We start from the raw sequence: 15,238 nt of genomic DNA, 5'->3' as shown, positions 1-15,238 counted from the left end.
CCGGGCTCGTTTCATGGTCACTCCGTGCAAAAAAAGGAACCCCGGGGAAGGCGTCTTCACCCGGGGTCCGTCTCGTGCGGCACGACACGCGGTGTTCACCCCGGGTGGGGGGGGTGGCGGCCGTGGGCGCGGTGGGCCAGGACCTCGGCGGAGGGAAGTCCGGTAGCCACGGAGCGGCGGTTCGAGGGCCGCATCCGGGCCGACGTGATTGCGTGACCTCGTTCAGGTTTCGAGACCGATTGCGATTGCGATACCGATACCGATGCCGATGAGGGTTCTTCGCCGGTTTGGTTGGGTTCGAATAATTTCATTGTCGCTCCGTTCGGGATTCTCGAAAAAAAAGCCCCCGGACTTGGGGCCGGGGGCTTGGGTACTTATCGTACGGCGCAAACGGCTACACGGCACCCCCGACCGCGGAAGCGGTGTGGTGAGGATGCCAGTTGACGTTCGCGATGCTCTTCATGTCAAACCTCGCTTTTGATACTAGAGGAGACGTTCCGGATCTGTCAACCCATTTTTTTCTCAATTCTCGGTCAGGTCTTTCATTCTTCCGAAAACGGCGGCTTTCTGTTCCGCGGTTGCGGCGGTGACGGGAATCAGGCAGGCTGCGAAAAGAATGAGGAGAAGGGTTCCGAGTTTCCTGGGTTCCTCCCGTTGGTTCTGCGTGCCGGGGCGACGTCGTTTTCGGGACAATCCGCTAACCGGGTCGGCAGTGCACGGATGAGATCACGGAAATCCCCTGCCGTACCCGCCGCCTGCCGGGTGGCGCACCGAACCTCCCGTCGGGGCGTGCGGCGCCGGTCGGCAGAAAGCGCCTGCCGGTCAACCGACATGCCCATCGGGCAGGCAACCCGGCCCCCGTGTCCTCCGCCGCGAGCCCCGCGGACCGGATGTTCTTCCCGGAAGCGGCGAATCAGGCGGACGCAGAGGGGGCGAAACTCCCGCCGGGGCAGGAGCCCAAACCCAGAAAACCGGTGAAAATGCCACCCACGCTCTGGTGGGCGTCCCCTTCGGAGCGAACCGGACAATCTGTCACCGGGTCCCGCCCGAATATAACTTTCCCTTGTTTGCAGGCGCTATTCCGCTTATACTAAAACCAATTTCGTGAATAGCCCGTTCAATCCAAGTTTTCAGGAGGACCCATGTCGAAGATCAATCGTCGGGACGCGCTGAAGATGTCGGGTTTGACCGCCGGGGCCGTGATGACCGGCGGGGCGTTGTCGGGGATGTCCATGCGGAAAGGGGAGGGCGGAGGGGTCGTCGAGCGGCCGCGGGCGGTCTGCGGGGACGGTTCGAACCCCGAGATCCGGCGCCACCTGTTGCAGACGTTTTTTATCCCCGGGGAGGAACTGGCGCCGAACGAAATGCGGATCTGTTTCATGGGTACGGCTTTTTCGCCCCGGCTGGGGCAGGCCTGCAACAGCATCTTCATCGAACTGGGCTCCGGGGAGTGCTTCGTGTTCGACTGCGGGTCCGGGGTGGTCATGAAGTACATCTGCATGGGGGTGCCCTACTCGAAGATGACCCGGGTTTTCCTGACCCACCTCCACGGCGACCACATGAGCGATCTGACCACCATCTACTGCTTCGGCCCGGCCAACGACCGCAAGACCCCGCTGCACGTCTACGGCCCCAGCGGCCCGTATTTCGACGACGTCAACCCCCCCGTGGAGATCCCGGAGGAGGGCACGACCGCGTTCTGCCAGAACCTCTACAACCTGTGCCGGTGGCACCGGGAGAGCTTCAGCTTCCTGCCCACCGGCCTCACCACCGGCGAGGACGGCTACACCCTCATCCCGCACGAGACGAATTACCGGACCATCGGCAGCCGAAACAACTACATCTACCCGGACAGCACCTTCACGTCCCTGGCCAAGGTCTGGAGCTACCCGTCCATTCACGCCCGTGAGGGCGCAGTCGGCTACGTCCTGGAATGGAACGGCCTCCGGGTGCTCTTCACCGGCGATTCTCTTCCCAACAGCCAGATGGTGGACCAGGCCAACCAGTTCGGTGAGCCCATCGACGTGCTGATCAGCGAGATGGCCCTCGACCCCGAGGTCTGGGTGAACAAGATGGCCGCCCTGAAGCAGGGCGACCCCGGGTACTGGGAGGCCGTGGCCGGCAACAAGGAGGTCCAGCTCTCCTCCCACACCCCCATGAAGATGTTCGGCTACATGCTCAACATGACCCACCCCCGGCTGGCGGTCGGCACCCATTGCTTCCTCAACAACGATGTCTGGGTTCACGCCGTGGACGAGATCCGCTCCTTCTATCCCCAGGGCGATCTCGCGTTCGCCGTGGACGGGATGGTGCTCAACCTGGTCAAGGGGCAGCCGATCCAGCAGCGGATGGCCATCTACTCCGACTTCACCTGGCCCATGGAGAACATCAAGAGCTACAACAACCCGGCGCCGCCGAAATACCACGGGCCCCGGGCCCAGTTCTCCCAGTTCTCGAAGAACCTCATCATCAACCCGCCCTATCCGGATTAGTCCGGATGGAGAGCGGAAAGCCGCCGGTCCCGGGCCGGCGCCGCGGTTGCCTGAATCATTGGATCTCGAACGGTGCCCGGCGCGGGGGAACCCGCCGCCGGGCCTTTTTGCGCTCGCCCGGCGGGCAACATCCGGACTTTTGCGAGGGCATCACCGATGATCACCCCTCGGACGAGGGGTGATCGAAACCCCTCGTGCGGGGGGGCTCTACCGGGTGAGGGCGCGGGCGAGGAGGACGAGGTCGGCGGCGTCGATCCGGCCGTCGAGGTTCAGGTCTGCCCGGGCCAGGGGTGCCGGGAAGGGGCTCGCCATCCCGTCCAGTTGACCGGCCAGGAGGGCGGCCAGGAGGAGGGCGTCGGCGGCGGTCAGGGCGTGGTCGTCGTTGAGGTCCCCGGCCAGGGCGCCGCCCGATTCGCTCCAGGGCGCCACCGCCAGGGTGGCGGAGCGGGCGGGGAGGTTCACCGTGCACGAGCCGGCATCGGAGGGGGTTACGGCCCCGGCCGGGGCCAGCCGGTTGGAGGCGTCGAAGCGGTACAGCTGGAGGTCCCCGGTGAAGGAGCCCGTCACCGACACCGCCGCCGGGTGGGCGACCGTGTCCTTGTTGAAGAGCAGGAGGAAGAGCTTCCCCCCGGCCCCCCGGACGGCGTAGGCCCCCACCCGGTCCACGTTGCCGCTCAGGGCCCGGACGCTCTCGCCCGCCACCCGGCTCCCGGCCCCGTCGTAGTTCAGGTAGAGGGAGAAGGCGTCCTCGGCGCGGTTCCCGGGGCGCGGGGCCACCCAGCGGGTCGCCGCGTCCACGCCCTCCCGGGCGAAGACGGCCAGGGCCTCCGCCTCGGCCAGCGCCGTGCTGGGGAGGTTGTCGTCCCCCCAGGAATACTCCGTGACGGCGATCTTCGTTCCCGGCGCGTACTGGGCGACCCACTCCCGCAGCCGCGGGATGAGGCGGACCGGCTGGCCGATCCACGACTCGTCGACGTACGCGGGGTCGTAGAGCCCCTTGACCGAGCGGAGCCGGACGGCGGCGTACTCCTCGCCGCCGCCGAAGACCCCGCTGGCCTGCGGGTAGAAGTGGACGTCCAGGTAGTCCACCAGGCGGACGCCGGTGCTCACCCGGTGCGCCTCCACCTGCTGGAGGTACCACGGGAGGAAGGCCATCCCGCCGTGGGCCGCGGCGTCGGCCCCCGCCGAGCACCCGTCGGCGGCGGAGTAGAAGTAGGCGCACCAGCCCCACACCACCGGGCCGAAGATCTGCACGTCCGGGTCGAGGGCCTTCACGGCCCCGGCGTAGAGCAGGGTCCGCTGCCATAGTTCGTCGTAGGTGACCCCGGACGGGTGGACGTCCCGGTGGGTGGAGTTCCAGAGCATGGGCTCGTTGTCCAGGGCATAGAACTTCACGCCGCCGTTGCCCGCCGTCCCGGTCCGGCCGGCGATATGTGCCGTCCAGCCCGTGACGAAGGACGGGCCGACCTCCCGGCAGGCGTCGTCGGGGTCGTTGCCGGTGATCAAGGTGCCGTCCGGGTGGCGGCCGTTGCCGGCGTCCGCCGTGCACCACGACGCCCAGCCGGTGGCGGTGCACTCGGTCTCCTGCTGCGCGCCATACTTGGCCACGGAGAAACTCCACCGCCGCGTGCGGTCCCGCGCCGTCCAGCCGATGAGGGGGAGGGTGACCAGGGGCTGGGCGCCCGCGGCCCGGGTGGCGTCGATGAAACGGTCGGCGTCGGAGTTGTCGGGCAACTGCTCCGGGTGGTCGTTGTCGTGGGGGTAGGAGAAGAAGAACCAGTCGGAGCCCCGGTTGTCGGCGTCGTCCTGCCACGAGTAGCGGGTGGTGCTGTTGCCGCCCCACCGGCGCAGGGGGTACTTCATCCGGGCGACGGCCTCGTCGGTCCCGAAGTTGACGCCGAAGATGTGCGGGTTGACTGCCCGCCGGTCCAGGGCGGGGTCCACCGACACCGACACGGTCTCGCCCGTGGGCGGACCGCCCTCCCGCTCCAGGAAGCTCAAATCGTCGAGGTAGAGCGTGGGCTGGTCGCCGGCCGTGTCCGCCATGAACCAGAAGCCGTCCAGGATTCCCGTGGTCAAGCCCAGCGACGCGAAGGGGACCGTGACCTTCACCCACTGCCCGGCCGGGATGGCCCCGCCGGTGATGAAGGTGTCCACCCGGGCGCTCCCCGCCGACGACCCGCCGATGAGCAGGGCCAGCCGTACGGCCTGGCCGCCGGAGGCGCCCCCGTGGACCCAGAACTCCAGGCGGTCGTAGGCGTTCACGTCGATCCCGGCGCTCCGGTGAAAGTAGAGGCCGCCCCAGCTGTCGGGCTCGAAGGAAACGGCACTGCCCCCGGTGTGCACGACCGCCGTCTGGCCGAGGTTGTGTGTCGCCCAGCTCCAGTCCTCGAAGCCGTTGAGCAGGCTGTCCACGTACACCTGGAGGGGGTCGGCGCTCGCGGCGCCCCAGAACAGCACCAGGATCACCAGGGCCGTCAGCGATTTTTGCCGAATCATCGTCCCTCCCTGCCCAACCGGGGCAAACCGGAAAAAGAACCGCGAAAAACAAGGTGATGGCGATTTACGTTTGCATGGCACCGGCGGCGAGGCAGGCGATCCCGCCCACGAAGAGGGCGATGGAGACGATCATCAGGATCAGCGCCGACGTCTCCTTCCCCTTGATGGTGGCTTCCCGGGACTTCGTGGAGATCAGGCAGGGGACGGTCTTGTCGCCGGGGGTGTGGACGTTCCAGGACCCCCCCCGGGTGTCCGCTTCCCCGGTCATGAAGACGGTCCGCCCGGTGGGCAGGGCGTACTCCTCGAAGTGGTACCCCAGGGTGCGGCGTCCCTGGCCGACGGAGGCGACCCCGGACAGGTTCAGGGAGAACCCGCCGATGGAAAGGGAGAAGCCGGCCCGCTCGGGTTCGAACTTGGAGAGGACCTTCTCCGCCTCCATCTCGGCGCCCTCGGGCAGGACCCGGATGGAACCCGAGGCGTCCCGGAGGGTGAAGGGGCAGCGCCGCGTGTTGGAGGACATGGTCTCCCGGTGGCGGCGGGTCTTGCGCTCGTTGCGCTTCTCCTGCTCGTTCCACTGGGTGTACTCCTCCTCCGTCTCCCGCTCGACCTGCATCCGGTAGTAGACGCAGGACACGCCCGAAAGCTCGCCCTTGAGCGGATCTTCGCAGACGATCTCGCCCTGCAGGGCCACCACGCCGCCGGCGCCCGCGAGCACCTCGCCGACGGTCTTCGGCGGGATGGCGCGAAGTTTCCCGGCCTTCGCCAGGGTCCGGGACCGGGCCCACAGGCAGCCTCCCCCCGCCAGGAAAAGCACGAGACCCACGATCGCCATGGCCATGAGAACCTCCTTTCAGGAAGCGGATGTTTGCGTTCGACCCGCGGTTTCTCCGCGACGTCGCGGAACGTTTGACGGACCGACCGGGATTCACGGGGGGCATGATAGTTGGGTTGAGCGGGGAAGTCAAGGGCCGGGCGGGCGCCGCGCGGCCGGCTCGTGTTCAGAAGGCGTTTTCGTGAAACTCCAGGGTGGCCCGACGGTCCTCGCCCACGGTGATGGCCACCAGGTGACAGCGCAGGTCCCGGATGTCCAGGCGGTGGGATTTGAGGAAATACACCCCAAGGTCGCGGTATCGCTCCATCTTCTCCGCGTCCACCCGGTCCTCGGGCCGGAAGACCTCGTGGCGGCGGCGCGTCTTGACCTCCACCAGGTGGAGGGCGTCCCCCCGCCGGGCCACGAGATCGACCTCGCCGAAGGGCGCCCGCCAGTTCCGGGCCACCACGTCGTACCCTTTCCGGACCAGGAGGTCGTAGGCGAGCCACTCGCCCTCTCGCCCGAGCCGGGCCGGGTCCCGCAGGGCCCGCCGCGAGACGCGCCGCCGCAAGGGGTTCCCCCGCAGCCGCTCCAGGAATCGGAACCACATTCGCGCCGCCCCCCTCAAGTTTGATGCGTTCGCAAAAGCCCTTTCTCTCACAGGCACGGAGAAGTGCGAATCGTATTGAACAGAATCAAAAATCCTCAGGACTCTTCTCCGTGCCGCCGTGCCTCGGGAGACCCGAATCCGGGCTTCTAACGGGGCCATCCGGATTGACATCCCCGCAGCAGGCGTCATTGCCTTCGGGGAGGGATTCGCGGACGAGGGTACGGACGTCCTCCAGGATGCCCTGGTCCGCCGGCGGCATGGGCAGGGCGCCGATCTCCGCCTCCCCGAACCACCCGACCTCCGCGCACTCCAGGGGGCGGGGCTCGCCGGCGACGATCCGGCAGCGGTAGAACAGCAGCAGGACCTTCTTCTCGGGGTACTCCCACCAGGCGAAGCGGAAGGCGTCCCCGACCTCGGCCTCCACGCCCAGCTCCTCCGCCAGCTCCCGCCGGAGGCCCTGGGGGGGAGACTCGCCGTCGTGGAGCTTGCCCCCGGGGAATTCCCAGGTCCCCCCGAGGTGGTCGCCGTCGCGCCGGCGGGTGAGCAGCAATTTCCCCTCCCGGGTGACGACGGCGGCCGTCACGACGATGGCGGGGACCTCCACCGGCCGGGGACCGGAACCGGGGCTCACTTCGCCGTCACCGGCGGGCCGGGCTTGTCGGGGATCATCCCCGGCGACAGCGTCCGCTCGATGTAGGGGAAACCGAAGAACCCGGGGCGCACCTGGACGGCGACCCGGTGGTCGCCCGGCTGGTCCAGGGGCGGGATGGCCTGGTAGACGTCCTTCTGGACCGGGATCTTCTTGACGGGGAACTTCTCGGCGTCATCGACCTCCACGTAGTATTCCTGGTCGGGCTCGGCGCCGATGGCGTACTTGTAGACCACCTTCAGGTTCCGGATCTCGCCGCGGGAACGGTCCAGCGGCCGGTTGAACGCGAGGACGATCCCGGCGGCGATGGAGGCGCCCCCCAGGAGCATGACCACCGTCATGAAGACCACCGACTCGAAGTGGGTGACCTTCCAGACCACGAAACCGGCGATGAGACCGATTCCGCCGCCGATGGCGAGGGGCCAGTAGATGAAGGAGTCCTTCATGGGGTGGACCGAGTTCGAGAAGGCCGCCACCGCGAAGATCAGGCCGCCGATGAAGAGGGCGGCCACGACGATGTCCATGACGCCGAGGCTCTGGGACGCGCCCCGTTTCTTCCCGGACGACTTCTTCTCCGGTTTCTTCGCGTCGGCCCGGGGTTTCTTCGGGGGGGGCGGCTTCACCGTTTCCTTCTTTGGGGCGTCCTTTTTTGGGGAATCGGGTTTTGCGGTCTCCTTCCCCGGAGGGTTCTTCTTCGTGCTTTCGTTTTTCATTCGGGTTTCTCCACCAGTCGGGATCTGGCCCATGTTACCGAAAGCCCGCCGACTGTCAAGGCCTTTCCCGCGGACTGCCTGGGGAGGGCGAAAGGACGAAGGGACCAAAAGGACCTAAAGGACCAAAGGGACAGACGGGGCCGGCGAGGTTGGCGGGGTTGGCGGGCTTTTGCCGCCTTCAGGGTGGGAAGGTCCTCGAGAGGCGGCTTTTTCGTCTCTTCGGTGTATTTCGTGGTTCCATTTCACGCCGAGTCGGGTAGAATTCCGCTTCGATCGCTGGAGAAAGCCCCAAGGAGGACAAGCGGATGCGGAACGAATTCGGAAAACTCGACGCGGCCCTGCGGGACAGGGGCCGACTGGTCACGGCCGTCATCGTGCGGACGGCGGGCTCGACCCCCCGCAAGGCCGGCACCCGCATGGCGGTCTTCGACGACGGGTCCTCCCTGGGCACCATCGGCGGGGGCTCCTTCGAGGACACCGTGACCCGGGACGCCCAGGCCCTCTTCGCGTCGAAGGGCTGCGCGCTGCGGCACTACGCCTTCCACCCCGACGAGGCCGGCAAGGGCTCGGCCATCTGCGGGGGCGAGGCCGACGTCTTCTACGAATACCACGAGTCGGCGCCCCGCCTGCTGGTCTTCGGGGCCGGGCACTGCGGGAAGGCCCTCCTGCGCGCGGCCGCCCTGGCGGGGTACCGTCTCCGGGTGACGGACGACCGCGCCGAGTTGCTCGACGAGGTGCGGGCCTGGAACGAGCCGGCCGTCGAGGAATGCCTCCCTCTCGACCCGTCGCTGGAAACCCTCCCGGACTTCGACCCGGGCTCCGCCGTGGTCATCATGACCCGGAACCACGAGTTCGACGAGGAGATCCTGAAGAAGGTCATCCGCAAGCCGTGCGCCTACCTGGGGATGATCGCCAGCAAGTCCAAGGCCGGGACCATCCGGGGCCGCCTGCTGGCGGAGGGTTTCACCCCCGGCGAACTGGAGCGGGTGCACATGCCCATCGGCATCCCCATCCACTCGGAGACCCCGGAGGAGATCGCCGTCAGCATCCTGGGCGAGCTGATCTCCGTCCGGAACGCCTGAGGGGCTCGGGACGGCCGGCGCCCCGGAGACCGACATGAAAATACCGCCCGCCGACCCGTCCGCCGAAACGGCCGTCCTCCACGTGGTGGCCACCCCCATCGGAAACCTCGGGGACCTCACCTTGAGGGCACTGGAGACACTCCGCGCCGCGGAGTTGGTGATCTGCGAGGACACCCGCCGGACCGGCCGGCTGCTGCAGCACTACGGTGTCGGGGCCCCCCGGGTCTCCCATCACGACTTCAACGAGCGGGAAAGCGCCCGGCGGCTGGCCGACCGCATCGCCGGGGGCCTGCGGGCCGCACTGGTCACCGACGCGGGGACCCCGGCGGTGTCCGACCCCGGGACCGCCCTCGTCCGCGAGTGCCTGGCCCGGGGGGTCCGGGTGGTGCCCGTCCCCGGCGTGTCCGCGGTGACGGCCGCCCTGTCCGTCTCCCACCTCAGCCCGTCGCCCTACCTCTTCCTGGGCTTCGCCCCCCCGAGGGGGCCGGCCCGCCGCCGGTTCCTGGAGACGGTGCGGGACCTGCCCTGGACCTTGGTCTTCTACGAGGCCCCGCACCGGGTCCTGGCCTTCCTGGGCGACCTGCAGGCGGTCCTCGGGGACCGGGAGGCCCTGTTCTGCCGGGAGTTGACGAAGCTGCACGAGGAGGTCCTGCGGATGAAGACGTCCGCCCTTCGGGAAGCGCTGGCGGGCCGGGAGCGCGTGGTGGGCGAGATCACCCTGGCGGTGGCGGGTGCCGCCCTGCCGGACGCCCGGGCCAGCGCCGGCAGTGCCCCCGACCCCGCCGCGTGCCTCGCGGCCCTGGACGGGAAGGGGCTGTCGAACCGGGACGTGGCCGCCATCCTGTCGCGACTCTGCGGCATCCCGCGCAACGAGGCCTACCGGATGGCCGGCAGGCGGCGGTAGCCGGGACCGCCCTCCGGGCCGCCGGCGCGGTTCGCCCCCCGCAAGGCCTTCCCGAGGCGGGGCCCCGCACCCGATTTTGCTTGAACACCCATTCGGCTGATGTATAATGAACCCGTCATTTCTGGATCGCAACCAATATCGGAGAGGGAGAGGAGACCATGCCGGATGACGAAATCGTAACCATGAAGCACCTGGAGGCCCCCGAGCTGGAAGAGGCGGCCGTCGAGTTTTTCGAGACCGTGCAGGAGGCTGCCGAGGCCGGCAAGAAGAGTCTCACCGTCACCTACGGCGGCGCCGAGTTGACCGTCGGCCTTCCGCCGCTCGGCGAGGGGGACCGGGGGATGGTCTACCACCTCCCGGGGCACTCCCTGCCCATCGCCGACCCCGGGAAACCCCTCTGCCTGAAGGTGGCCAAGCAGCAGCCCATCTGCCGCGAGCGTCTCCTCGAGGAAGCCATGACCACGGAGTTCTTCCTGTCGGAGAACGTGGCCGTCCCCCGGATCTTCCACCTCGACCCCCTGGGCCGTTACTGCGTCAAGGACTTCATCGAGGGCGAGTCGGTCACCAGCCTCTACATGCGTTTCGACAAGCTGACGGTCAAGACGCAGAGCCTCATCCTGGAAGGACTGGAGAATTTCCTGAACCGCCTCCTGGACCTTTTCAAGAAGCGCCCGGACTGCAAGGTCAGCATCAGCCCCAACAACATCTACGTCCTCGCCGAGGGGGGCAAGTTCAAGGACCCGACGGAGTTCGTCCTGATCGACCCGGGGACGACCCTGAAGAAGAACTACGACGGCTTCAGCTTCGACAAGTACTGGAACGAGGTCCTGCCCGACCGGATCAAGAAGTACCAGCGCACGGGCTACCTCCAGTGGCTCGTCCCCCAGGCCGTCACCAAGTCCGAGCGGGACGAGGTCAAGGAGTTCGAGATCTTCCGCGGCATGACCCCCGCCGAGATCTACCTCCTCCTGAAGATCGCCCGGACCGTGGAGTTCGACGCCGAGGACGTCATCCTCCACGAGGGGGCCGTGGGCGAGAACTTCTACCTGATCCTGGAGGGGGAGGTGGAGGTTCGCAAGCGCCACTATCACAAGCCCGGCGCCCTGAAGATCCGCGTGGGCCGGGGGTCGGTCCTCGGGGAACAGGCGTTTCTGCTCCGGGTGCCGCGCTCCATGACCGTGGTGGCCGCCACGGCCTGCAAGCTCATCGAGATCGACTGCGACGACTTCAACGAACTGCTGGAGGCGAACCTGACGGCGCCGTACAAGCTCATCAAGAACGTGGCCACCATCCTGGCCGAGCGCCTGTACCACCTCAACAACGCCTACCAGAAACTCGTGGAATCCAACCCGGAAACAACCGCTTCAGGAGCCTGAAATGACCGTGCCGCTCGAATCCGACATCTGTCCGCGCTGCGAGGACGGGATCCTGGTGGCGACCACTTCCTCCCAGGACATCACCGTCTCCGACTCCGTGATCCGGGTGCCGAACGTCCAGGTGGACGAGTGCCGGAACTGCGGTTTCCGCGCCATCTCGGGGCGGAATGTCGGCCTGTTCGACCTGCTGTTCGCCCCCCAGTACTCCCGGATCCAGGACCTCGTCGCCGCGCTGCGGACCGCCGGCTACCTCGGGATGTTCCTCCAGGAGCACCGCTCCGAGTCCAGCCTGGGTTTCGGGTCCCGGGAGTACGTGGCCAACCTCCAGGACGACCTCCGGGACCTCTACCTCGACAACGAGTCCAACCACGTCATCCGTCGGCTCTCCGCCGCCCGGATGGGGTTGATCTCCCTGGACCTCCAGGGGCAGCGCCTGAACGTGAAGATCCCGAAGATCGGCGAAGGCGAGAACGGCGTCGTCTTCGACTTCGAGGAGTCGCCGGGCTCGGTGCTCAAGATCGCCAAGCCCCGCCAGTACAGTCGGAACCACCTGGTGGAGGAGTTTTACGCCACCGATTTCTTCGAGAAGAACGGCGTCCCGGTCCCCCGGATCGAGCAGAGCGACCCCTTCGGCAACTTCATGATCAAGCAGAAACTGGCCGGGGACTCGCTGGCAAAGGTCTACTACGACCTGGGCGGGCCCGAGAGCCCGGTCTGGCGAGCCGTAAAGTCCTCGGTGAAAGCCTTCATCGACTGCATGTTGGAATTGTTCGTCAAGTACCCGGAGTGGAAGACCTCCGTCAGCCCCAACAACATCTTCGTCCTGATCTCGGGCGCCGAGTGCCGGTGCCTGCTGGTGGACACGGGCCCCGCCCCGTTCCACGACTACTCGACCTTCAACTTCGAGGACTACTGGAACACGGTGATCCCCCAGAAAATCAAGCAGTACCGGGCCGTCGGCTACCTCTGAGACGGCCCTTCCCCCGCGATGACACCTCCCCGGGGCGTGATTCCCCGGGGATTTTTCTTCATCGAAGGCTGAGGGGGAGGAGGCAGTCCCCCCTTCCCCCGCGGATAATACCCAAAGGAGACGGTCGATGACATCCAAGCGGTCGGGAGCCCTCCTCGTTGCCCTGGTCCTGGCAGCCGCGGCGTCCCTCGCCCTGGCCGACGCGCCCCCCGAGCCGGCGCCCCGGAAGAACCCGGCCAGCCCCGAGCGCATCCTCCTCACGGTGAGCGTGGACCCGACCCGTTCCCAGGTGGTGACCTGGCGGACCCGGGTCCCCGTCGCCGACCCCGTCGCCCAGATCGCCCCCGCCCGGTCCGAGACGGACTTCCACGAGAAGGCGGTGAGCGTGAAGGCGGTTTCGGAAAGCCTGAAAACCGACAAGGGCGAGACGGTTTACCACCACGTCGCCCTCTTCCGGGACCTCGCTCCCGACACGGCGTACGGTTATCGGGTCGGCGGGGAGAAGGCGTGGAGCGAATGGTTCACCATCCGGACGGCGTCGGACAAACCCGACCCCTTCCGCTTCCTCTACATCGGCGACATGCAGAACGGCATCTTCTCCCACTGTTCACGGACGGTCCGGCAGGCCTTCCGCAAGGCGCCCGACGCCCGGCTCGTGCTCTTCGCCGGGGACCTGGTGGCGGAAGGGTACGACGACGCCCTGTGGGGCGAGTTCTGCGATGCCCTCGGGTTCATCGGCTCGGAGACGGCGGTCATGGCGTCCCCCGGCAACCACGACATGCATGCGCTGCCCGACTGGATCACCAGCAAGAAGATGGACAGCGTGGCCCCCACGTGGCGCGCCCACTTCTGCTTCCCCGCCAACGCCCCCGAGGGGATCGCCGAACTCAAGGACGAGGCCTTCTACTTCGACTACCAGGGGGTTCGGTTCATCTCCCTGAGCACGGCCGTCTTCAGCAGTTCGGCCTTCCGCGAGGAGAAACGCGAGGCCATCCGGAAAGCCCAGCTGGCCTGGCTGGAGGACCTCCTCGCGCGCAACCACAGCCATTGGGTGGTGGTGCTGATGCACTACCCCGTCTTCTCCGCCGGCAAAGACCGGGACAACCCCGAGATGCGCGACCTTCTCCTGCCGCTGTTCGACAAGTACGGCGTGGACCTGGTGCTCCAGGGCCACGACCACGTCTACGCCCGCACCCACAAGCTGCACGGCGGGAAGGTGGCGGGGCCGTCCGCGCCCGGGACCGTCTACGTCATCTCCGCGGGCGGTTTCAAGACCTACCCCGTCAACCCGCGCCACAAGGGCCTCATGGCGGTCCTGGACTCCGGACGGCAGTACTACCAGGTGATCGACGTGTCGCCGGAGCGCCTGGAGTACCGCTCCTACGCCGTGGACGGGCAGCTCAACGACGCTTTCCGCCTGGAGAAGAACGCGTCGGGGCCCTCGACCTTCATCGACCTGTCCGGGGGGCGGGGGGCGAAACCGAAGCCGGGGGCCGAGGGCACGCCCCCCGAGGGGGCGCAAAGCGGCCGGCCCGCCGCCTGAGGCCCCGGGCGGCGACGGATCGCGCCGGGCCGGGCCCGGCGGAAAACCCATCACGGAGGCGGTATGAGACCCTTTCACGGCGTGGATTTCATGGACATCGAGCCCCTCTTCTCCGAGGAGGAGCGGATGGTGCGGGACACGGTCCGCCGCTTCGTCGAGGAGCAGGTCAAGCCGGTCCTCGGCGCCTGCCACCGGGAGGGGCGGTTCCCCCGGGAGCTGATCGGGCCCCTCGCGGAACTGGGCCTCCTCGGGGCGAACCTGGACGGCTACGGCCTGCCCGGGATGGGCGCCGTGGCCTATGGGTTGGTGATGCAGGAACTGGAACGGGGTGACAGCGGCCTGCGCTCCTTCGCCTCGGTCCAGGGCGCCCTGGTGATGTACCCCATCCACGCCTTCGGGAGCGAGGAACTCAAGGCAAAGTGGCTCCCGGCGCTGTTCGAGGGGAGGGCCGTCGGCTGCTTCGGCCTCACGGAACCGGACTTCGGGTCCAACCCCGCCGGGATGACCACCCGGGCGGTGCCCGACGGCGGCACCTACGTGCTCAACGGGGCCAAGATGTGGATCACCAACGGCACGCAGGCCGACCTGGCGGTGGTTTTCGCCCGCCTCGGGGACGGTCACGCCGGCTTCCTGGTGGAGCGCGGGACGCCAGGGTTCTCCGCCGAGGAGATCAAGGGGAAGTATTCCCTCCGGGCATCGGACACCGCCTCCCTCTTCTTCGACGACTGCCGCGTCCCCGCCGCCAACCGCCTCCCCGGGGCCGACTCGCTCAAGGCCGCCCTGAAGTGCCTGACCCAGGCGCGCTACGGGATCGGCTGGGGCGTGCTCGGGGCCGCCATGGAGTGCTACCACACGGCCCTGGAGTACGCGAAGGAGCGGGTCCAGTTCGCGGGGAAGCCCATCGCCGCCCACCAGCTCACCCAGGAGAAGCTCGTCCGGATGCTCTCCGAGATCACCAAGGGGCAGCTTCTCGCCCTCCAGGCCGGCCGGCTCAAGGAGGCCGGGAAGCTTCGGCACGACCAGGTGTCGCTCCTGAAGCGCAACAACGTGGACATGGCCCTGGAGTGCGCGCGCACCGCCCGGGACATCCTGGGCGCCGCCGGCATCGTGGACGACCACCCGGTGATCCGGCACCTGCTCAACCTGGAGTCGGTGCGGACCTACGAGGGCACCCACGACATCCACACCCTCATCCTCGGCCACCGGATCACCGGCATCCCCGCCTACCACTGAAAGCCCGCGACTCGTTGGGGTAAGATTCAAAGGACAAAACGACCCAAAGGACCCAAAGGACGGCACGGACCTTTGAGAGCGCAGGGCCCGCGCAGGCCTTGAAACCCGGCTGGCGCAAGCTCCCCCGGCCCCTCCCGGCCCTGCAGCTTCCGTCCTCGCCCCCCGCCGCCTGCTTCCCCCCCGGCCGCGCCGCCCCCGTTCGCCTCCCGCGGCCGCGCTGCTACCCGCCGCCGCTCCCGACCCCGCCGTCCTCTGTTCACCACTCACCCCCACGGCCGCGCTGCCCTCTGTTCACCCCCCCCCACGGCCGCGCTGCCCTCTGTTCACCCCCCCCACGGCCGCGCTGCCCTCTGTTC

At 67.9% G+C, this 15,238-nt stretch carries 12 protein-coding genes; 7 read left to right on the top strand and 5 right to left on the bottom strand.

Annotation, left to right across the window (positions count from 1 at the left end):
- Positions 1-1,142 precede the first annotated feature (1,142 nt).
- Complete coding sequence (locus tag KA419_01060; protein ID MBP7864509.1) at positions 1,143-2,492, top strand: MBL fold metallo-hydrolase; 1,350 nt, start codon at positions 1,143-1,145, stop codon at positions 2,490-2,492.
- Positions 2,493-2,699: 207 nt separating this feature from the next.
- On the opposite strand, the gene KA419_01055 is transcribed toward KA419_01060, so the two are convergent.
- The 5 genes from KA419_01055 to KA419_01035 form a co-directional block, all read right to left on the bottom strand.
- Positions 2,700-4,991, bottom strand: a complete 2,292-nt coding sequence (locus tag KA419_01055; GenBank protein ID MBP7864508.1) for an endoglucanase — start codon at positions 4,989-4,991, stop codon at positions 2,700-2,702.
- Between the two features lie 64 nt (positions 4,992-5,055).
- Positions 5,056-5,829, bottom strand: coding sequence for an E3 ubiquitin ligase family protein (locus KA419_01050; protein ID MBP7864507.1), 774 nt, complete (start codon positions 5,827-5,829; stop codon positions 5,056-5,058).
- A 160-nt stretch (positions 5,830-5,989) separates the two neighbouring features.
- The gene (locus KA419_01045; protein ID MBP7864506.1) at positions 5,990-6,412 is read right to left on the bottom strand and encodes a YraN family protein; all 423 of its coding nucleotides are present in this window, start codon (positions 6,410-6,412) and stop codon (positions 5,990-5,992) included.
- A gap of 85 nt (positions 6,413-6,497) precedes the next feature.
- Positions 6,498-7,043: a (deoxy)nucleoside triphosphate pyrophosphohydrolase gene (locus KA419_01040; protein MBP7864505.1), complete on the bottom strand. Its 546-nt coding sequence runs from the start codon at positions 7,041-7,043 to the stop codon at positions 6,498-6,500.
- Entirely contained in the window at positions 7,040-7,774 is a 735-nt protein-coding gene (locus KA419_01035; GenBank protein MBP7864504.1) for a hypothetical protein, read from the bottom strand. The genes KA419_01040 and KA419_01035 overlap by 4 nt, the downstream gene beginning before the upstream one ends.
- Positions 7,775-8,079: 305 nt before the next feature.
- Between KA419_01035 and KA419_01030 the strand changes: the two genes are divergently transcribed.
- The 6 genes from KA419_01030 to KA419_01005 all read left to right on the top strand — a co-directional run bounded on the left by KA419_01030 (position 8,080) and on the right by KA419_01005 (position 14,882).
- The gene (locus tag KA419_01030) at positions 8,080-8,856 is read left to right on the top strand and encodes an XdhC family protein (GenBank protein ID MBP7864503.1); all 777 of its coding nucleotides are present in this window, start codon (positions 8,080-8,082) and stop codon (positions 8,854-8,856) included.
- 34 nt (positions 8,857-8,890) lie between these two features.
- Entirely contained in the window at positions 8,891-9,760 is an 870-nt protein-coding gene (rsmI, locus tag KA419_01025; GenBank protein ID MBP7864502.1) for a 16S rRNA (cytidine(1402)-2'-O)-methyltransferase, read from the top strand.
- A gap of 158 nt (positions 9,761-9,918) precedes the next feature.
- A complete protein-coding gene (locus tag KA419_01020) occupies positions 9,919-11,136 on the top strand; it encodes a cyclic nucleotide-binding domain-containing protein (protein ID MBP7864501.1) in 1,218 nt (405 codons plus the stop codon).
- A gap of 1 nt (position 11,137) precedes the next feature.
- Complete coding sequence (locus KA419_01015) at positions 11,138-12,106, top strand: hypothetical protein (protein ID MBP7864500.1); 969 nt, start codon at positions 11,138-11,140, stop codon at positions 12,104-12,106.
- Between the two features lie 127 nt (positions 12,107-12,233).
- Positions 12,234-13,649 carry a metallophosphoesterase family protein gene (locus KA419_01010; protein MBP7864499.1) on the top strand — a complete coding sequence of 472 codons (1,416 nt, stop codon included), beginning with the start codon at positions 12,234-12,236 and terminating at the stop codon, positions 13,647-13,649.
- 63 nt (positions 13,650-13,712) lie between these two features.
- Entirely contained in the window at positions 13,713-14,882 is a 1,170-nt protein-coding gene (locus KA419_01005) for an acyl-CoA dehydrogenase family protein (protein ID MBP7864498.1), read from the top strand.
- The last annotated feature ends 356 nt before the right edge of the window (positions 14,883-15,238 follow it).

The sequence above is a fragment of the Acidobacteriota bacterium genome, from assembly GCA_018001935.1.
GTDB lineage: Bacteria > Acidobacteriota > JAAYUB01 > JAAYUB01 > JAAYUB01 > JAGNHB01.
Note: the sequence above shows the minus strand (reverse complement) of the source record. Positions and strands in the feature narration are given on the sequence as shown.